The organism is Mycobacterium sp. SMC-11 (assembly GCF_046250095.1).
Taxonomy (GTDB): domain Bacteria; phylum Actinomycetota; class Actinomycetes; order Mycobacteriales; family Mycobacteriaceae; genus Mycobacterium; species Mycobacterium heraklionense_A.
Map to the genome: position 1 here is coordinate 2,958,299 of NZ_CP176430.1, position 19,255 is coordinate 2,977,553.

At 68.7% G+C, this 19,255-nt stretch carries 17 protein-coding genes; 4 read left to right on the plus strand and 13 right to left on the minus strand.

Annotated elements, in window-relative coordinates; genetic code table 11:
- Positions 1-242 precede the first annotated feature (242 nt).
- From ACKY0X_RS13955 to rimP, 8 genes are all read right to left on the minus strand, one after another.
- Entirely contained in the window at positions 243-803 is a 561-nt protein-coding gene (locus ACKY0X_RS13955; protein WP_409426519.1) for a sugar O-acetyltransferase, read from the minus strand.
- Positions 804-814: 11 nt separating this feature from the next.
- Positions 815-2,131, minus strand: coding sequence for an MATE family efflux transporter (locus tag ACKY0X_RS13960; RefSeq protein WP_409426520.1), 1,317 nt, complete (start codon positions 2,129-2,131; stop codon positions 815-817).
- A complete protein-coding gene (locus ACKY0X_RS13965; RefSeq protein WP_409426521.1) occupies positions 2,124-3,116 on the minus strand; it encodes a DHH family phosphoesterase in 993 nt (330 codons plus the stop codon). The genes ACKY0X_RS13960 and ACKY0X_RS13965 overlap by 8 nt, the downstream gene beginning before the upstream one ends.
- Positions 3,097-3,576 (minus strand): 30S ribosome-binding factor RbfA, encoded by a 480-nt coding sequence (gene rbfA, locus ACKY0X_RS13970; protein ID WP_065040160.1) that lies wholly within the window; start codon positions 3,574-3,576, stop codon positions 3,097-3,099. Before rbfA ends, ACKY0X_RS13965 begins: the two co-directional genes overlap by 20 nt.
- Positions 3,576-6,350, minus strand: coding sequence for a translation initiation factor IF-2 (gene infB, locus ACKY0X_RS13975; RefSeq protein WP_409426522.1), 2,775 nt, complete (start codon positions 6,348-6,350; stop codon positions 3,576-3,578). Before infB ends, rbfA begins: the two co-directional genes overlap by 1 nt.
- Positions 6,351-6,416: 66 nt before the next feature.
- Positions 6,417-6,707 (minus strand): YlxR family protein, encoded by a 291-nt coding sequence (locus ACKY0X_RS13980; RefSeq protein ID WP_409426523.1) that lies wholly within the window; start codon positions 6,705-6,707, stop codon positions 6,417-6,419.
- 262 nt (positions 6,708-6,969) lie between these two features.
- On the minus strand, positions 6,970-8,013 hold the full coding sequence (gene nusA / locus ACKY0X_RS13985; protein WP_409426524.1) for a transcription termination factor NusA: 1,044 nt from the start codon (positions 8,011-8,013) through the stop codon (positions 6,970-6,972).
- Between the two features lie 46 nt (positions 8,014-8,059).
- Entirely contained in the window at positions 8,060-8,593 is a 534-nt protein-coding gene (rimP, locus tag ACKY0X_RS13990; protein ID WP_409426525.1) for a ribosome maturation factor RimP, read from the minus strand.
- 228 nt (positions 8,594-8,821) lie between these two features.
- On the opposite strand from rimP, the gene ACKY0X_RS13995 reads away from it, so the two are divergent.
- Genes ACKY0X_RS13995 through ACKY0X_RS14005 form a run of 3 tightly spaced genes read left to right on the plus strand, consistent with a single transcriptional unit; the run spans position 8,822 to position 10,119 of the window.
- Positions 8,822-9,295 (plus strand): hypothetical protein, encoded by a 474-nt coding sequence (locus ACKY0X_RS13995; protein ID WP_409429631.1) that lies wholly within the window; start codon positions 8,822-8,824, stop codon positions 9,293-9,295.
- On the plus strand, positions 9,292-9,750 hold the full coding sequence (locus ACKY0X_RS14000; RefSeq protein WP_409426526.1) for a ferritin-like domain-containing protein: 459 nt from the start codon (positions 9,292-9,294) through the stop codon (positions 9,748-9,750). Before ACKY0X_RS13995 ends, ACKY0X_RS14000 begins: the two co-directional genes overlap by 4 nt.
- A 45-nt stretch (positions 9,751-9,795) precedes the next feature.
- Positions 9,796-10,119 (plus strand): DUF732 domain-containing protein, encoded by a 324-nt coding sequence (locus tag ACKY0X_RS14005; RefSeq protein WP_409426527.1) that lies wholly within the window; start codon positions 9,796-9,798, stop codon positions 10,117-10,119.
- Here ACKY0X_RS14005 and ACKY0X_RS14010 read toward each other — a convergent pair.
- The 5 genes from ACKY0X_RS14010 to mqo form a co-directional block, all read right to left on the minus strand.
- The gene (locus ACKY0X_RS14010; RefSeq protein ID WP_409426528.1) at positions 10,116-11,870 is read right to left on the minus strand and encodes a proline--tRNA ligase; all 1,755 of its coding nucleotides are present in this window, start codon (positions 11,868-11,870) and stop codon (positions 10,116-10,118) included. The two genes, ACKY0X_RS14005 and ACKY0X_RS14010, sit on opposite strands and share 4 nt — an antisense overlap.
- 52 nt (positions 11,871-11,922) lie before the next feature.
- Positions 11,923-13,332 carry an MFS transporter gene (locus tag ACKY0X_RS14015; RefSeq protein WP_409429632.1) on the minus strand — a complete coding sequence of 470 codons (1,410 nt, stop codon included), beginning with the start codon at positions 13,330-13,332 and terminating at the stop codon, positions 11,923-11,925.
- A gap of 136 nt (positions 13,333-13,468) precedes the next feature.
- Entirely contained in the window at positions 13,469-14,872 is a 1,404-nt protein-coding gene (locus tag ACKY0X_RS14020; protein WP_409429633.1) for an MFS transporter, read from the minus strand.
- 204 nt (positions 14,873-15,076) lie between these two features.
- Positions 15,077-16,294 (minus strand): uroporphyrinogen-III C-methyltransferase, encoded by a 1,218-nt coding sequence (gene cobA / locus ACKY0X_RS14025; protein ID WP_065040171.1) that lies wholly within the window; start codon positions 16,292-16,294, stop codon positions 15,077-15,079.
- A 9-nt stretch (positions 16,295-16,303) separates the two neighbouring features.
- Entirely contained in the window at positions 16,304-17,752 is a 1,449-nt protein-coding gene (gene mqo / locus ACKY0X_RS14030; RefSeq protein WP_409429634.1) for a malate dehydrogenase (quinone), read from the minus strand.
- Between the two features lie 117 nt (positions 17,753-17,869).
- On the opposite strand from mqo, the gene mtr reads away from it, so the two are divergent.
- Positions 17,870-19,249 carry a mycothione reductase gene (mtr, locus tag ACKY0X_RS14035; RefSeq protein WP_409426529.1) on the plus strand — a complete coding sequence of 460 codons (1,380 nt, stop codon included), beginning with the start codon at positions 17,870-17,872 and terminating at the stop codon, positions 19,247-19,249.
- Positions 19,250-19,255 lie beyond the last annotated feature (6 nt).

Here is a 19,255-nt window from a genome sequence, read left to right on the forward strand (position 1 = left end):
TCAATAAGCTGGACAAATAGAACGCCCCGACGTTCTGGGGGCCGGTTACGCCGAGCCAGCAAACCGGACGCGCCCAGGTGGACTCAGCCGTGACACAGAACTACCCGCCGTTCCACCGCCGCGCCGGCGGCCCGGTGATGTCATCGCCGCAACGCTGCTCGCGGTGCCGCCGCTCCTGTGGTCACCTTCGTGGCCGGCGGCTTCCCGTTGAACGCCGGCGTGAGCGGCTGAAAACTCGTCAGCTAGCCGATCGGCCGAAGGATCCGGCACGGATTTCCGGCCGCGAGCACGCCGGCCGGCAAATCGCGGGTCACCACGCTGCCGGCGCCCACAACCGTGTCGGCTCCGATCGTTACGCCGGGGCACACGATCACCCCCGCCGCCAGCCACACGTTGTCGCCAAGGGTGATCGGGGCGGCCGATTCCCAGCCGGCCCGCCGTGCGTCGATGTCATCGATGGGGTGCAGCGCCGTCAACAGCTGGGCGCGGGGTCCGATCGAGACGTGGTCCCCGATGGTGATGGGCGCGCAGTCCAGAAAGACCGCGTCGTAGTTGATGAAACAGTTGGCGCCGATGCTGATGTATATCCCGTAGTCGCAAGAGAATCGGGGCAAGATCTCCGTGTTCGCCCCGAATGATCCGAGCAGGTCGCCCAGCAGCTCACGGCGGGTGTCTTCGTCGTCTGGCCCGGTGGCGTTGAACGCCGCCACCACGCGCTGACATGCCCGCCGCCCGGCGACCAGGTCCGGGTCGTCGGGCCGATACAGCGCCCCGTGCAGCATCCGCTCTCGCTGATCGCTCACGCCAGCCGATCCTACGGCCGTCCGGCTCGTACCCAGTGCCCAGACAGTGCCCGCCATCCGACGAACAGCAATCGCAACACCAGTGAAGCGGTCAGCCCCGACCAGATTCCGGCAAGCCCCCAGCCGAAGGCCAACGACAGCCACACCAGCGGCAGGAAACCGAGCAGCGCGCTGATCACCGTGGCGGTACGCATGAACGCAGTGTCACCCGCTCCCAGCAACACCCCGTCGAGGGCGAAAACAATTCCGGCAATGGGCAATTGGGCCACCAGGAACCACCAGGGAACCCCGATCGCGGCCAGCACCGCGTCATCGTTGGTGAACAATCCCGGCAGGAGGCGCGCACCTAGGGCCAATACCCCTGCCAGCACGGATGCGGCGGCCGCGGAGAACACCGTGACCCGCCCGGCCACCGCCTTGGCGTGCCGAACGTCGGATGCACCCAGCGCCGCACCCACTAACGCCTGCGCGGCGATCGCCAGCGAATCAAGGGCCAACGCCAGGAAGTTGAACAGCTGCAACACGATCTGATGGGCGGCCAACGCGGCGGCCCCGAAGCGCGCCGCGACCGCGGCAGCCGAGACGAAGCTGGCCTGAAATGCCAGCGAGCGTGCGATGAGATCGCGTCCCATGACCAGTTGCGCCCGCAGTATGCCGCCATCGAGCTTGCATGACACCGGTTCACAGCGCAGGGCACGCAGGAACAACAGCGCGGCAAGCCACTGGCCCACACTGTTGGCCACCGCCGAGCCGGCCAGACCCCAGCGCGGCAGGCCCAGCCCGCCGAAGACCAGCAGCGGGCACAACAGCGCCGAAAGCGCGAAGCCGGCAACCACATAACGCGGAGGCCGGGCCGTGTCCTGCACCCCGCGCAGCCATCCGTTGCCCGCCAGCGACACCAGAATTGCCGGTGCGCCAAAAATGGCGATCCGCAGCCACTCCCACGCGGCTTGCGCGATGCTGTCACGTCCGGCGATGGTCGAGACCAGCGGCTCCCCCACCGCCTGCACCACCAGCACGACGAGCACTCCCAGGCCAAGCGCCAGCCAGGTGGCCTGTACACCTTCGGCGACCGCGGCGGAGCGATCGCCGGCACCGAAATGCCGCGACGATCGCGCCGTGGTTCCGTAGGACAAGAAGGTGGCCTGCGAGGCGACCAGACTCAGGACCATCCCGCCGATCGCCAAACCAGCCAGGCCCAGGGCGCCGAGCCGGCCGATGACCGCGGTGTCGAACAACAGATACAGCGGTTCGGCCGCCAACACCACCAGCGCCGGCAGGGCCAGCGCCGCGATGCGCTTGGTCCCGGCGCCGGAATCGTCAGCCAAGGCCGGCAACCAGCGCGGCAACCGCGTCCGCTGCCGTGCCGGTGAACGTGAATCCGGCGGCCAGCCGGTGCCCGCCGCCGCCGAATGCCACGGCCACGGCGCTCAGGTCCACCGCCGACTTAGCGCGCATCGACACCGCCCAGCACCCCGGCGCGGTCTCCTTGAACACCGCCGCCACCTCGGCCTGCGCGGTGGTGCGCACGATGTCGACGACGCTCTCCACCTCCTCGGGGCGCGCCGCGGTCCACTCGGCATGGTCGACGACGGCATACACGAGGCCGCGCCCGCCCGCCGCGTCGGGCAGCAGTCGCGCGCCCGCCAGCACCCGCGACAGCATCGTCAGCCAACCGAACGGGTGGGTGTCCATCACCGCCCGGGCGACCGCTGCATTGTCGACTCCGGCATCCACCAGGCGCGCCGCCAGCCGATGCGCCCGAGGACTGGCCCACCGGAACGACCCGGTGTCGGTGGCCAGCCCCGCATACAGGCAGTGCGCCACGTCCGCATCGATGGGCTCACCCCAGGAGTCGATCAGCTGCGCCACCATCATCGTGGTCGAATCCGCTGACGCATCAACGTAATTGGCAGTGCCGAACAACTGATTCGAAGTGTGATGGTCGATCACCAGCAGCTCGCGTCCGACTGCCAGCTGCCCCAGCTCCCCGAGCCGGTCCGCGCTCGAGACGTCGACGGTCACCACCAGATCGACGTCGCGACGCATCACGTCGGGTCCGACCAGCAGCTCGCCGCCCGGCAACGACTGCAGCGACTGCGGCAACACCGCCGGGCGGGCGAAACTGACTTCGACCGCCTTGCCGCGCCGGCGCAGGACCGACGCCAGCGCCAGCCCCGCACCGATGGTGTCGGCGTCAGGATGCACATGACAGATCACCGCCAACGTGCTCGCGCCCGCCAGCAGTTCCACGGCCCCGGCGGCGTCGACCCGCCGGCCCGTGGGCAGCGGGTCAGTCGCCCGACTGCTCACCGTCACCGCTGTCGTCGGCACCCGCTTGTCCAGGCGCCTCGCGGTACGGGTTGGCATCCCCGACCGGTTTCTTGCCCTCCCGTATCCGGGCCAGGTCGGCGTCGGCGGCCTGTGCTGCGGCCAGCAATTCCGACATCCGATGGGCGGCGTCGGGCACGGTGTCCCGCACGAACGTCAGGGTCGGGGTGAACCGCACCCCGGTGCCCGCGCCCACCTTGGACCGCAGCACCCCCTTGGCGCCCTCCAGCGCGGCGGCGGCACCGCCGTAGTTGGGGTCGTCGTCTAGGGATCGGCCCAGCACCGTGTAGTACAGGGTCGCGTCGTGCAGGTCAGCGGTCACCTTCGCGTCGGTGATCGTCACGCCGGCCAGCCGCGGATCCTTGATCTCATACTCGATCGCCGAGGCGACGATCGTGGAGATCCGCTTGGCCAGCCGGCGTGCGCGTGCCGGATCAGCCACTACGTCCGAGCCTTCTCGACGAGCTCGTAGGCCTGGATGACGTCACCTTCCTTGATGTCGTTGTAGGTCAGCGTCAGACCACATTCGTAGCCGTCGCGGACCTCGGTGACATCGTCCTTCTCCCGCCGCAGCGAGGAGATGGTGACGGTCTCGGCGATCACCACGTTGTCACGCAGCAACCGCGCCTTGGCGTTGCGGCGCATGATGCCCGAGGTGACCAGACAGCCCGCGATGTTGCCCACCTTGGAGGAGCGGAACATGGCGCGAATCTCGGCACGCCCCAGCTCCTTCTCCTCGTAGATCGGCTTGAGCATGCCCTTGAGCGCGCTCTCGATCTCTTCGATGGCCTGGTAGATGACCGAGTAGTACCGGATCTCCACACCCTCGCGGTTGGCCAGCTCGGTGGCCTTGCCCTCCGCCCGCACGTTGAACCCGATGATGATCGCGTCTGACGCCGATGCCAGGTTGACGTTGGTCTCGGTGATGCCACCGACACCGCGGTCGATGACCCGCAGCTGCACCTCGTCGTCGATCTGGATTCCCATCAAGGCCTCTTCCAGCGCCTCGACGGTACCGGCGTTGTCGCCCTTGAGGATCAGGTTCAGCTGGCTGGTTTCCTTCAGCGCCGAGTCCAGGTCCTCCAGCGAGATCCGCTTGCGCGAGCGCGCCGCCAGCGCATTGCGCTTACGCGCGCTGCGCTTGTCGGCGATCTGGCGAGCAATGCGGTCCTCGTCGACCACCAGCAGGTTGTCGCCGGCGCCCGGCACCGAGGTGAACCCGATGACCTGGACGGGCCGCGACGGCAGCGCTTCTTCCACGTCGTCGCCGTGCTCGTCGACCATGCGCCGCACCCGGCCGTAGGCATCGCCGGCCACGATCGAGTCGCCGACCCGCAGCGTGCCGCGCTGGATCAGCACGGTGGCCACCGGACCGCGACCGCGGTCCAGGTGAGCCTCGATCGCCACACCCTGCGCCTCCATGTCGGGGTTGGCCCGCAGGTCCAGGGCGGCGTCAGCGGTCAGCAGCACCGCCTCCTCGAGGGCCGCGATGTTGGTGCCCTGCTTGGCGGAGATGTCGACGAACATGGTGTCGCCGCCGAAGTCCTCGGCAACCAGTCCGTACTCGGTGAGCTGTCCCCGGATCTTGGCCGGGTCGGCACCTTCCTTGTCGATCTTGTTGACCGCCACCACGATCGGCACGTCAGCAGCCTGGGCGTGGTTGATCGCCTCCACCGTCTGGGGCATCACACCGTCGTCGGCGGCCACCACCAGGATCGCGATGTCGGTGGCCTTGGCACCACGGGCACGCATGGCGGTGAACGCCTCGTGACCCGGGGTGTCGATGAACGTGATCAGACGCTCCGAGCCGTCGAAGTCGACCGACACCTGGTAGGCGCCGATGTGCTGGGTGATACCGCCGGCCTCGCCCTCGCGGACGTTGGCCTTGCGGATGGTGTCCAGCAGTCGGGTCTTGCCGTGGTCGACGTGACCCATGACGGTCACCACCGGCGGCCGGCTCTGCAGGTCTTCCTCGCCGCCCTCGTCCTCACCGTAGGTCAGGTCGAAGGACTCCAGCAGCTCGCGGTCCTCGTCCTCAGGCGAGACGACCTGCACCACGAAGTTCATCTCGCTGCCGAGCAGCTCCAGCGTCTCGTCACCCACCGACTGGGTGGCGGTGACCATCTCACCGAGGTTGAACAGCGCCTGCACCAGGGCAGCCGGGTTCGCGTCGATCTTCTCGGCGAAGTCGCTCAGCGATGCGCCGCGGGCCAGCCGGATGGTCTCGCCGTTGCCGTGCGGTAACCGCACACCACCGACGACCGGGGCCTGCATGTTCTCGTACTCGGCGCGTTTCGCCCGCTTCGACTTGCGTCCGCGCTTGGGTGCGCCGCCAGGACGACCGAACGCGCCGGCCGCGCCACCGCGCTGGCCGGGGCGACCGCCGCCGCCACCGCCGCCGGGACGACCCCGGAAACCTCCGGCGCCGGCGCCTGCGGGGCCGCCACCGCCGGGACCACCGGCACCGCCACCGCGGTAGTTACCGCCCGGTCCACCGCCGGGACCGCCCGGACGGCCGCCGGGTGCACCGGGTCGGCCACCGCCACCGGGACGAGGCGGACCACCGGGACGCGGCGGGCGACCCTGTGCGCCGAAGTTGCTGGAGCGTCCGGGCATGTTGCCCGGTGTCGCGCCGCCGCCGGGACGCGGCATGCCGGGACGGGGTGCCCCGCCCGGGCGGGGCGCCTGCGGGTGCGGACGCGGGATGGCGCGCTCGACCGGTTGCGCCGAGGAGAACGGGTTGTTTCCGACGCGCGGGGTGCGGGCGCCGGGCTTGGGGCCCGGTGCTGCCGGCCGGGGGCCGGGAGCGGGCGGAGCCACCGGGGAGGGTGCTGCCGCTGCCGGCGGGGCCTCGGCCGCGGGCGCTGCCGGAGCGGCCGGAGCTGCGGGAGCCGCCGGAGCCGCCGGCTTTGCGGCGGCGGGAGCAGCGGGCTTTGCGGCCGCACCGTCGGCCGCAGGGGCCGGTGCCGGCTTCGCCGGTCCCGGGGTTGCTGCCGGGGCCGGAGCGGCCTTGGCGGGCGCCGGGGCCGCGGGCGCTTCGGCCTTCGCCGCGGGCTTGCCGCCGCCGAAGGACTCGCGCAGCCGCCGCGCGACGGGGGCTTCCACGGTTGAGGATGCCGACTTGACGAATTCGCCCTGCTCGCTCAGGCGGGCGAGAACTTCCTTGCTGGTGACACCGAGTTCCTTGGCCAACTCGTGTACGCGGGCCTTTGCCACTACATCTCCTGTCTATGAGGCGACAGCGGTGGTGGGCCGCGCCTCGGGTTTAGCTATGACGCATGGTCATCGGGACTTCACGGTGTGCTCATGTTCTTCGCTACCTGTTCTGTTGCCCGGGGTGGTGAGCCGATCCTCGAATCCTTCGAAGTGCTCCTCCACCCCGGATACATCCGGGGAACCGCTGATCCGCAGCGCGCGCACGAATGCCCGTCTCCGAATCGCCGCGTGCAGGCACTCCGATGCGGGATGCAACCACGCACCCCGCCCCGGTTGGTTGCCCGCGCGGTCAATGATCACGGCGCCGTTGCCGTTCTCCGTTGACACCGCGACCACCCGAAGCAATTCGACGGTCAACGCACGTTTCCGGCATCCGACACACGTGCGCACCGGTCCATCTGGGGAACGGTGCGTCCGCGAGGCGGTTGTCGAAGTCTCGCGCTGGATCACGGCTCAGTCTACCCATACAACGGCGATGACCCGAACCACCCGAATCCGAACCCGGCGGTTCAGCGAGGCTCGACGCAGGAGAGCCGAAACTGGAACCGCCGCAGGAACCCGGCAGTGCACTACTGGCGTGCTGGTCGCGTCCCGCTCAGTGCTCCTGGTCCCGTTCCGCTCAGGCTTCGTGCGGCACGCCCTGACCGGCCTCACGCTCGGCGCCATTGGTGCCGGGCTCCGGGACGTCGCTGCGGATATCGATGCGCCAGCCGGTCAGCCGGGCCGCCAGCCGGGCGTTCTGGCCCTCCTTGCCGATGGCCAAAGACAGCTGGAAGTCCGGCACCACCACGCGCGCGGCCCGGGCAGCCTGGTCGATCACGGTCACCGACATCACCTTGGCGGGTGACAGCGCGTTGCCGACGAAGCGTGCCGGGTCCTCGTCGTAGTCGATGATGTCGATCTTCTCGCCGGCCAGTTCGCTCATCACGTTGCGCACCCGCTGGCCCATCGGGCCGATGCAGGCGCCCTTGGCGTTGAGCCCGGGAACCTGCGACGCCACCGCGATCTTGGATCGGTGGCCGGCCTCGCGGGCGACCGCGACGATCTCCACCGACCCATCGGCGATCTCGGGGACCTCCAAGGCGAACAGCTTGCGCACCAGGTTCGGGTGGGTACGCGACAGCTCGATCCGCGGTTCGCGCAGGCCCCGAGTCACACCGATCACGTAGCAGCGCAGCCGGTCGCCGTGGTCATAGGCCTCACCGGGTGCCTGCTCTGCGGGCCGGATGACGCCGTCGAAGCCCTTGGCCTCGGTACCGAGTCGCACCACGATGACACCGCGCGCATTCTCCCGGGCGTCGCGCTGGACGACTCCGGCGACGATGTCGCCCTCCCGCGCCGAGAATTCGCCGTAAGCCTTCTCGTTCTCGGCGTCCCGCAGCCGCTGCAGGATCACCTGACGGGCCGTGGTCGCCGCGATACGTCCGAAGCCCTCGGGCGTGTCGTCGTATTCGCTGATCACGTTGCCGTCGTCGTCGATCTCGCGAGCCAGCACCCGCACCACGCCGGTCTTGCGGTCGACATCGATCACCGCGTCGGCCTGATGACCTTCGGTGTGGCGGTATGCGGTGAGCAACGCCGATTTGATCGTGTCCACGACCACGTCAACCGAGATGCCCTTGTCTGCCTCGATCGCATGCAGCGCGGCCATGTCGATGTTCATTGGCGCCACTCCTCTTCGTCGCTACGTCCCGCATCGCCGGCGCAGTTCATGCTCCGGCCTCCGTTCCCGCCTCGGGGGCCTTGATGCCCGCCAACTCCAACTCACGTTCGCTCGGTGGCGAGAATTCGACTTGCACCACCGCTCGACTGATTTCGCTCAGTGGCAGACGGCGACGGTTCCAGTCCCGCCCGGCACGCACCACCAGCGTCAGGATGTCGTCATCGACGACGCCCACTCGACCGGTCAGGCCTGACCCGTCGGACAACGTCAGATCAATCTTGCGACCGTGCGCACGCCGAAAATGCTTCGCCGACGTCAGCGGCCGGCCCACGCCGGGCGAGCTGACCTCCAGCACGTATTGGCTGTCGAATTCCAGGGTGTCGAGCAATTCCGACGCCGAGCGGGCCAACGCGGCGGCGGTGTCCAGATCCAGGGGGGTGTCGCCGTCGGCGACCACGGTGATTCGCGGCAGCGGGTCCTGATCGTCGACGACGACATCTTCGATCTCGAATCCGGCGCGGGTGAACTCAGCATCGAGCAGCTCGATCACCTGTGTCTGGGAAGGTAGCCCGGTGGCCACGGCGAGCTCCTCATCTTGAGTTGTTCAGTCGGCGCGTTCCCACGCGCCAGGCGCGGCCGGGAACCAGTTATCAACGATACGCCGTGGGAAACACAGCCACAGCAAACCGGCAAAAGCGCCCGTCAGCGTACCTTGGCCCGCTCGCGGCCACGTCACGTCCCTGCCGCACAGGCGCAATGGCAGGATGTCAGGGTGCCAGGCCCCCTGTCCGCCATCGACCGACGGCGCATGCTCACCGGCGCCGGGATGCTCGCCCTGCTGGCCGTTGCGGCGCCGGCCTGCGGCTCGTCTCCAACGGCGCCCGTCGTCGACGACCTGGAAGCACAGCGACAGCTGGCACTGCGCGACAGTGAGCTGGCCACCGCAGCCGCCACGGCACTGACCGACCCGGAGACCAAGGCGCTGGCCGCAGCACTGGATCAGGTGTCGCAGGAGCGAACCGACCATGCTCGAGCGCTGGCAGCCGAGATCGCCCGCGCCGCCGGAAGGAAGCCGGCGGACGAGACCGAAACCACCACACCCGGTGCCGCGCCGGACGGGCCCGCACCGAGCGTCTCGCAGGTGATCAACGCGTTGCGGGCAGCCGCCGACAGCGCCGGGAAGCTGGCGGTCGCCTCGTCGGGTTACCGGGCCGGGCTGCTGGCCTCGATCGCCGCGGCCTGCACGGCCTCCTACGCAGTCGCCCTGGTGATGCAGGCATGACATCTCCCGAACCCCGCCCGGCGTCGGGCCCCGACGCGGCCCTGACCGACGCCCTGGCCACCGAATACGGTGTCGTCTACGGCTACGGGCTGGTGTCGGCGTACTCGCTGCCGGAATTCAACGACCTGGTGGTCACCACCATCCGTCAGCACCGCGAACGCCGGGACCGCACCATCGCGATCCTGACCAGCCGCTCGGTTGCCGTCCCGCTCCCCGCGGCCGGATATCAGTTGCCCATGCCGATGACCACGTCCAACGACGCCCTGCGGCTGGCGGTCCGGATGGAATACGACACCGCGACGGCCTGGCGCGCGGTCGTCGAACAGGCCAGCGATGCCGCCGACCGGGAATTCGCGGCGACCGCGCTCGGCCAGAGCGCAGTGCTGGCCGCGCACTGGAACCGCGCGCTGGGCAATTGGCCGATCACCCAGGCCTTCCCGGGCGGCCAGGACTAAGCGAGACTGAGCGAGACTGACCTCGACCGGACGAACGGAGCAGGGATGCTGGTGGTGCACAAGCGTGGTGCCCTTATCGCGACCGTCATAGGAGCAGGGGTGTTGTTCGGTGCCGGGCCGGCCGCCGCCTGGCCGATCCCCTACACCTCCGAGGACATCAGGTACCTCGAAGCAACCCGCGGCAACTTCCCCGGTGACGACGACCAGCTCCTGCTGGCCGGAAAGCAGGTCTGCCGGCAGCTCTACACCGGCCAGTCTGCGGGCTCGGTGACCGACCAGGTCGCCGCACAGTACGGGGCCAGCCCCGAGCAAGCCGCCCTCGTGGTGCGCGCGGCGCGCAGCGCCATGTGCACCCAGGCGCCGGGTTAACTGTCCTGGCCGCGGACCGCGGCCAGGATCTGCCCGGCCAACTCCGCGCCGACGGCCAGCTCGCGGGTCTCCCCGGAGAAGCGGTCGCGCAGTTCGACAATGCCGTCGGCCCAGCCACGGCCCAGCACGACGATCCACGGCACCCCGATCAACTCGGAGTCTTTGAACTTCACCCCCGGTGAGGCCTTGCGGTCGTCGAAAAGCACCTCCAGACCGAGCCGGTCCAGTTCGGCGGCCAGTTCGGTCGCGCCCGCGCGTGCGGCCTCGTCCTTGTTGGCGACCACCACGTGGACGTCGAACGGGGCGACCTGCGAGGGCCACCGCAGGCCCAGCTCGTCGTGCTGCTGTTCGGCGATGACGGCCACCAGCCGGGAGACCCCGACGCCGTAGGAACCCATGGTGAGCCGCACCGGACGGCCATCCTCGCCGAGGACGTCGACCGCAAACGCGTCGGTGTACTTGCGGCCGAGCTGGAAGATGTGAGCGATCTCGATGCCCCGGGCGCTGACCAGCGGGCCGGCCCCATCCGGTGACGGGTCCCCGTCGCGGACCTCGGCGGCCTCAATGGTGCCGTCGGCGTGGAAGTCACGCCCGGCGACCAGCCCCACGACGTGCTTGCCTGGGGCGTCGGCGCCGGTGATCCAACTGGTGCCGTCCACCACACGCGGGTCGACCAGGTAACGCACCCCGTTGTCCTGCAACGCCTTCGGGCCGATGTAGCCCTTCACCAGGAACGGGTATTTGGCGAAATCACCGTCGCCGAGCAAGGCGTACTCGGCGGGTTCGAGCGCCGCGCCGAGCCGCTTCTCGTCGATCTCGCGGTCGCCGGGGACCCCGATGCCCAGCAACTCCCACTCACCGTCGGGCTGGCGAACCTTCAACAGCACGTTCTTGAGGGTGTCGGCGGCGGTGACCGTACGGTCCAACGCGCCGTTGGCCCAGTCCACCAGGGTGGCGATCGTCGGGGTGTCGCCGGTGTCGTGAACCTGCGGCTCGGCCAAGCCGTCGACCGGTTGCGGCTCGGGGCGGGCCGTGGTCACCGCTTCGACGTTGGCGGCATAGCCGGACTCGACGCAGCGCACGAAGGTGTCTTCACCGACCGCGCTCTCGGCGAGGAATTCCTCGGAGGCCGATCCGCCCATGGCGCCCGACACCGCGGAGACGATCACATACCGCACGCCGAGCCGGTCGAAGATCTTCTGATATGCCACCCGGTGCGCGTCGTAGGCGGTGGCCAGACCGGCGTCGTTGACGTCGAAGGAATAGGAGTCCTTCATGACGAACTCGCGGCCGCGCAGGATGCCGGCCCGCGGCCGCGCCTCATCGCGGTACTTGGTCTGGATCTGATACAGCACCACCGGGAAGTCCTTGTAGGAGTTGTACTCCCCCTTGACGGTCAGGGTGAACAGTTCCTCGTGGGTGGGCCCCAGCAGGTAGTCGTTGTCGCGGCGGTCCTTGAGCCGGAACAGGCTGTCGCCGTACTCGGTCCAGCGGTTGGTGGTCTCATAGGGTGCACGCGGCAGCAGCGCCGGGAACAGGATCTCCTGGCCACCGATGGCGTTCATCTCCTCGCGGACCACCCGCTCGATGTTGCGCAGCACCCGCAGACCGAGCGGCAGCCAGCTGTACAGACCGGGTGCGATCGGCCGGATGTAGCCGGCCCGGATCAGCAGCTTGTGGCTGGGGACTTCGGCATCGGCGGGGTCGTCGCGCAGGGTGCGAAGGAACAGTTCGGACATCCGGGTGATCACAGCGGGCCAGCCTATCTTCAGCCGCGGGGAGACGCGGACTTGCCCGGCGCCCCTACAGCTCCCCCGCCTCCACGGCCTCGCGGGTGTGCTGGGCCCGGGCGATCTGGTCGGCCGAGAACCTGATGAACAGCGCCGCCGCACCCACCAGCACGGCAATCGCGGCAACCCACAGCAGCGAATAGGTGTAGCCGTGGCCGAGCGCATCCAGTTCGCTGTCGGTCATGTTCTTCACCGGGCCGGTGGTGCCGCCCAGGTACAGCGTTCGGGAGGTCTGCACGGCCTGGATGATCACCAGCACCACCGGGCCGCCCAAGTTGTAGACCATCAAGGTGACCGCCGATACCGGGCCGATCTCGCGTGGACCGACGTCGGCGACCGCGCACAGCGGCAGCACCACCGAGATCACGCCGATACCGAAGCCACCGACCACGAACAGCATCACCAGATCGGGGACGTACGGCACGCCGCGGTCCAGTGTCGATCCGAACAGCATGGCGGCCCAGACCAGGCTGCCGGCCCCGATGATGAGCCAGCGCGGCGCGATCAGCGCGGCCGCCCAGCTGGTCACCAGGTTGCCGACGCCCATGGCCACCGCAAACGGGATGAAGCAGATCCCGGCGCGCAGGGCCGAGTAACCCAGCACGTCTTGAACCAGTAGCCCGATCATCACGCTCACCGTGAGCATCACCCCGCCGGCCATGAAGTACGCCACGAAGGTGGCGACCCGGCTGGGGTTGTCGAACACCGCGGCCGGCACCAGCGGATTGGCGGCGTTGCGTTCGACAAACAGGAAAGCCAGCAGGAACAGCGCCGCCGCGACCCCGGCGCCGATCACCCACGGGCTTACCCAGCCGTGGGGCGGGCCCTGGGTGAACACCAGCACCGCCGCAGTGCACCCGCCGGTGGCCAGCAGCGCCCCGGTGAGGTCGAGCCGGAGCCGTTCGGTGTTGGTCTCGGTCAGCCGCGTCACGGCGATGGCCACGATGGCGATCCCGATCGGGATGTTGATCAGAAACGCCAGCCGCCACGAGATGACCGTGAGGGCGCCACCGAGCACCAGACCCATGACCGAGCCGATGCCCTGCATGGCGGCCGACACCGCCATCGCTTGGTTCCGGGCCCGGCCGGCCGCGTAGGTGGTCGCGATGAGCGCCAGGCCGGTCGGTGCGGCAACTGCGGCCCCAATGCCCTGAACCGCCCGGGCGGCGATCAAGGTGGCGGAGTCGGTGGCCACTCCGCAGACCAGCGAGGCGATCGTGAACAACCCAACCCCGGAGACGAACGCCCGCTTCTGTCCGATGGCGTCGCCCACCCGGCCGCCGAGGAGCAACAGGCCCCCGAAGGTCAGTACGTAGGCGGTGATGACCCAGCTCTTGGCGGCGTCGGACAGATCAAGGTCGGCCTGCATCCGTGGCAACGCCACTATGACGATGGTGCCGTCCAGCGTCGACATCAGTTGCATGCCGGTGATCGCCACGATGGCGATACCGAGCACGTCGGACGACAACGACCGGCCGGCCGACTGGGATTCCCCCGGCGCGGCCATAGCAGGTGAGCTTAGCCACCGACGGCCCCGTCAGCGCGGCGTCCGGGCGAACTCACATGGCGCCGAAGGCGTCCTGCACATCCTGGGCATGCGCGACCTGCTTGGCGGTGTAACCGATCAGCAGGGAGATCCCGCCGACCAGGACCGCCACCGCAGCGATCCACAGCAGTCCATAGGTGTAGGCGGAATCCAACGCGGCGATCTGCGCGGGGTTCATGGTCTTGACCGGCATGTTGGTGCCGCCCAGGTACAGCGTGCGCGAGGTGATGACGGCCTGGACGACCGCCAGCACGATCGGCCCGCCCAGGTTCTGCAGCATCAGTGCGATCGCCGAAGTCGGGCCGATCTGGTCGAAGCCCACGCCGGCGATCGCCGACAGGGTCAGCGGCACCACGATCACGCCGATCCCGAGACCACCGAGCACGATCAGCGTGACGAAGTTCGGGAAGTACGGAAGGTTCCGGTTGATCGTCGAGCCGTAGATCATGGCGCCCAGCAACACGACACCACCGGCGATCACCAACACTCGGGGCGGGAACCGGCGCACCAGCTGGGAGGACAGACCCAGTCCGACACCCAGCCCGATCACGAACGGGATAAAGCCCACTCCGGCACGCAGGGCCGAGTAGCCCATCAGATCCTGCACGTACAGACCGATGGTCACGGTCAAGGTGAACAGCACACCGCCGGCGAGGAAGATCGCCGCGAAGGTCAGCAGCCGGTTGCGGTCCTTGAACAGGCTGAACGGCACCACCGGATTCTCGGCGGTGCGCTCCACCACGGCGAACGCCAGCATCGCCACGAGGGCGACCACACCGGAGCCGATGGTGATGACCGAGATCCAGCCCTTCTCCGGGCCGATCGTGAAGGCGAACACCGCCGCCGTGCAGCCCAGAGTCGCCAGCAGCGCGCCGGCCGCATCCAGCTTCATCCGCTCCCGGTTGGTCTCGGTCAGCGCGGTGCGCGCCAGGTAGATCATCAGCAGGCCAATGGGCACGTTGATCCCGAACGCCAGCCGCCAGGACACCTCGGTCAGCGCCCCGCCGACCACCAGGCCCATCACCGATCCGACCGCGGTCATCGCGCCGAATATCGCGGTGGCGGCATTGCGGGCCGGCCCCTTGGGGAAGGTGGTGGCGATCAGCGCCAGCGCCGTCGGTGAGGCGATGGCCGAGCCGACACCCTGCAGGAGCCGCGCGATCACCAGTGTGGGGGCATCCCAGGCCACGGCACACAAGACTGACGCGATGGTGAACAGCCCGACCCCGCTGATGAAGGTGCGCTTGCGGCCGATGGTGTCGCCGAGTCGGCCGCCGAGCAGCATCAGGCCGCCGAAGGTCAGCACATAGGCACTAATCACCCACCCACGGCCCGCGTCGGACAACCCCAGATCATCCTGGATCCTAGGAAGCGCGACGATCGCGACAGTGCTGTCCATGGTGGCCAGCAGCTGCATGCCACCGATGGCGATCACGGCATAGATAAAGCGACGAGAAGGCAGCCAGGACGACACATATTTGCTGGTCCAACTCACGAGATCGGAGCCGGTACGCCCTGGGGCAACCGCCCCGGCGCCGCCTTCGGACCACTGCGCGCTCGCCCGCCCTGCATCATCGAGTGCAGTCATAACGGGCTACCCTACAGTAATATTAAGAGCTGTTTAAACCCCGAAACCTGCGACGGCCCCGATAATCACGATCGCGGGAGGTCGAATGCCCTCCGCGCGGATCTTCTCGGGCGCGTCGGCCAGGGTCGCTCGCAGCGTGTGCTGGGCTGGCGTGGTGCCGTGCTGCACGACCAGAACCGGCGTATCCGCAGGTCGGCCGCCTTTTTGCAGCACGGCGCTGAATTGCTCGATGCGTTCGACGGCCATCAACAGCACGATGGTTCCGCGCATTGCGGCCAGGGCGTCCCAATTCACTAACGATTCGGGATCGTCGGGCGCAACATGCCCGCTGACCACCACAAACTCGTGGTTCACGGCCCGATGGGTGACCGGCACCCCAGCCAAAGCCGGGACCGCTATGGCGCTGGTCACACCGGGCACAACCGTCACCGGAATCCCGGCGTCGGCGCAGGCCAGCACCTCTTCATAGCCGCGGGCGAACACGAATGGGTCACCGCCCTTGAGGCGCACCACGAACTTGCCGGCCTTGGCACGTTCGATCATCAGCGCGTTAATCGCGTCCTGCGCCATGGCCCGCCCGTAGGGGATCTTGGCGGCGTCGATGACCTCGACGGTCGGGGGCAGTTCGGCGAGCAGCTCGGGCGGCGCGAGACGGTCGGCCACCACGACGTCGGCGTGCGAGAGCATGCGACGGCCGCGCACCGTGATCAGTTCCGGATCGCCCGGTCCGCCGCCCACCAGCGCCACGCCGCCGCGCACCACATCGGGGGTCGTCTCGGCGTCCACGGTGATGGTGCCGTTCTGCAGGGCCTCCCGGATCGCCGAGCGGATCGCCGCCGACCGGTTGTGCTCACCGCCGGCCAGCACGCCAACCGACAATCCGGAGTAACCGAACGTGGCCGGAGTGACCGCGGATCCCTCGACGGCCAGATCGGCGCGCACACAAAAGATCTGGCGACGGTCGGCCTCAGCCACGATCGCGGCGTTGACCTCCGGGTCGTTGGTGGCCGCGATCGCATACCAGGCATCGGCCAAGTCCCCGTCGCGGTAGGTGCGCGAGACCAGCGTGATGCCGGGCTTACGCTCCCCCAGCGCTTCGACCGCCGGGGTGGCGCTGGGTGCGATCACCAGCACCTGCGCGCCGCTGTCCACCAACAGCGGAAGGCGTCGCTGCGCGACGCTTCCTGCGCCCACGACAACAACCTTGCGGCCGGCCAGCCGTAAACCGGCCAGATAGGGGTTCTCGGTCACCCGATAACTCTAGTGGCTGAGCTGAAGCTGGCGGCTGCCCCACTCCCACACCTCCTCGAACAACGCGGGCTCTTCGGACAGTCGCGCACCCAGCGAGGGCACCATCTCTTTGAGCGTTGGCAGCCAGTCGGCGAACTTGCCGGCGAAACAGCGCGCCAGCACCTCCAGCATGGCCGGCACCGCGGTCGAGGCCCCGGGTGAGGCGCCGAGCAGTCCCGCGATGCTCCCGTCGCCGGCGCTGACGATTGTGGTGTTGAAATCGAGCTGTCCGTTGCGAATCACCTGCACCCGTTGACCGGCCCTGATCTCGTGCCAGTCCGCGCGATCCGCACCCGGCAGGAATTCCCGCAGCGCCCCGACCCGGGTGCCGTGGGTTCGCCGCAGCTGACCGAGCAGGTACCCGACCAGTTCACGCTCGCGGATCCCGGCGCCCAGCAGCGACCTGACATTGTCGAAGCGGACCGATCGGGGCAGATCCGTGGCCCTGCCGTGCTTGAGAAACTTCGGCGACCACCCGGCGAACGGTCCGAACAGCAGCCACGACTCCCCGTTGACCATCCGGGCGTCCAGGTGCGGAGCGGTCGTCGACGGCGCGCCCGGCACCGGGGCGCCGTACACCTTGGCGCGATGTGCGGCGGTGAGCTCGGCGGCCCCGCAGCGCAGAAACACCCCGCCGATCGGGAAACCGCCGACACCTCGCGCTTCGGGGATACCGGCGCGCTGCAGCAGCCCCAGGGTCGCTCCCCCGGCGCCGACGAAGACGAATTTGGCGTTGAGCCTTCGGGTTTCGCCGGTGCGACGGTTGGCCAGAGCCAACGTCCAGCTGGCGTCGGACTCCCGGCGCAGCGAGCGCACCTCGTGGCCGAAGTGCACGGCGGTGCCGTGGCGCACCCCGTAGCCGATCAGCTGACTCGTCAGCGCACCGAAGTCGACGTCGGTGCCGTGCGGAGCCCAATCCAGGGCCACCGGCACGTCGGGGTCTCTGCCGTCGGCCATCGCGGGCAGGCGCGCGGCGAACTCGCCGAAGTCGGTGATGAAGTCGGTGCCGGCGAACAACGGATTGTCGGCCAGCGCACGATGGCGCCGTCGCAGGTAATCCACTCCGTCGGCGCCGCGTACGAAGCTGACGTGCGGTATCGGGTGCACGAAGTCATGCGGATCCTCCAGCAGACCGTTCTGCACGGCATAGGCCCAGAACTGCCGGGTCACCTGGAACTGCTCGTTGACGCGAACGGCTTTGGCGGTGTCGATCGAGCCGTCCGGCCGCTGCGGTGTGTAGAACAGCTCGCACAGCCCGGCGTGGCCGGTACCGGCGTTGTTCCACGGATCACTGCTCTCGCCGGCGGCGGAGTCCAACCGTTCGACGACGGTGATCGCGGCATTCGGTTCCAGCCGGCGCAGCATCGCCCCCAAGGTGGCGCTCATGATGCCCGCGCCGATCAGCGCAACGTCGGTCATCTCGGTCTGAGCCGATGGGGACACGCCATCAGCGTATCCAGGATGGCGGTGACCCGCTGCGCCCGGCTTCGCCGCGCTTGCGATCACCGCGGCCCCCACACCGTTTAGGCTGACGCAATGGAGAGCTACGACCTGGCGATCATCGGAACCGGTTCGGGCAACAGCATTCTCGACGAGCGCTACGCGAGCAAGCGGGTGGCGATCTGCGAACAGGGCACTTTCGGCGGCACCTGCCTCAATGTGGGCTGCATCCCGACCAAGATGTTCGTCTACGCCGCCGAGGTCGCCAAGACGGTGACCGAAGCGTCGCGCTACGGCATTGATGCCCACATCGACGGTGTGCGCTGGAACGAGATCGTCTCCCGGGTGTTCGGGCGGATCGACCCGATCGCCGCAGGCGGCGAGCAGTATCGCCGCAGCCTGCCGAACGTCGACGTCTACGGCGAGCACACCCGATTCGGCCCGGTCGGCACCGACGGCCGCTACCTGTTGCTCACCGCGGGAGGTGAACAGTTCAGCGCCGAGCAGGTCGTGATCGCCGCCGGGTCGCGCTCGGCGATCCCGCCCGCCATCGCCGACAGCGGGGCGCGCTACTACACCAGCGACGACATCATGCGGATCGCCGAGCTACCCGAGCATCTAGTGATCGTGGGCGGGGGCTTCATCGCCGCCGAGTTCGCCCACGTGTTCTCCGCCTTGGGCGTACGGGTCACGGTGGTGATCCGGGGCTCGACATTGCTGCGGCACTGCGACGAGACCGTTGCAGAACGGTTCACCCGGATCGTCGCGGCCAAGTGGGAGCTGCGCACGCACTGCAACGTGGTCGCAGCGCGCGATGATGGAAGCGGTGTCGTCGTGGAGCTCGACGACGGCTCGGTGCTGCAGGCCGACGCGATGCTGGTCGCCACCGGGCGGGTGCCCAACGGCGACTTGTTGGACGCCGAGCAGGCCGGCGTCACCGTCGCCGGCGGGCGGGTAAGCGTCGACAAATACCAACGAACTTCGGCGCGAGGAGTTTTCGCGCTCGGCGATGTGTCTTCACCGTATGAGCTCAAGCATGTCGCCAACCACGAAGCCAGGGTGGTGCAACACAACCTGCTGTGCGACTGGGACGACGTGGACTCGATGCGGATCACCGACCATCGCTATGTTCCGGCCGCGGTCTTCACCGATCCGCAGATCGCTGCCGTCGGCTTGACCGAAACACAGGCACTGGCAAAGGGTCTCGATATCTCCGTGAAGATCCAGGATTACGGTGATGTCGCCTATGGCTGGGCCATGGAGGACAGCACCGGATTCGCCAAACTCATCGCGGAACGCGGCACCGGACGACTGCTGGGCGCGCACATCATGGGCTACCAGGCGTCCTCGATCATCCAGCCGCTGATCCAGGCGATGAGTTTCGGTCTCACCGCGCAAGAGATGGCCCGCGGTCAATACTGGATTCACCCGGCGCTGCCCGAGGTCGTCGAGAACGCACTGCTTGGGCTGGAGTGAAAGGAC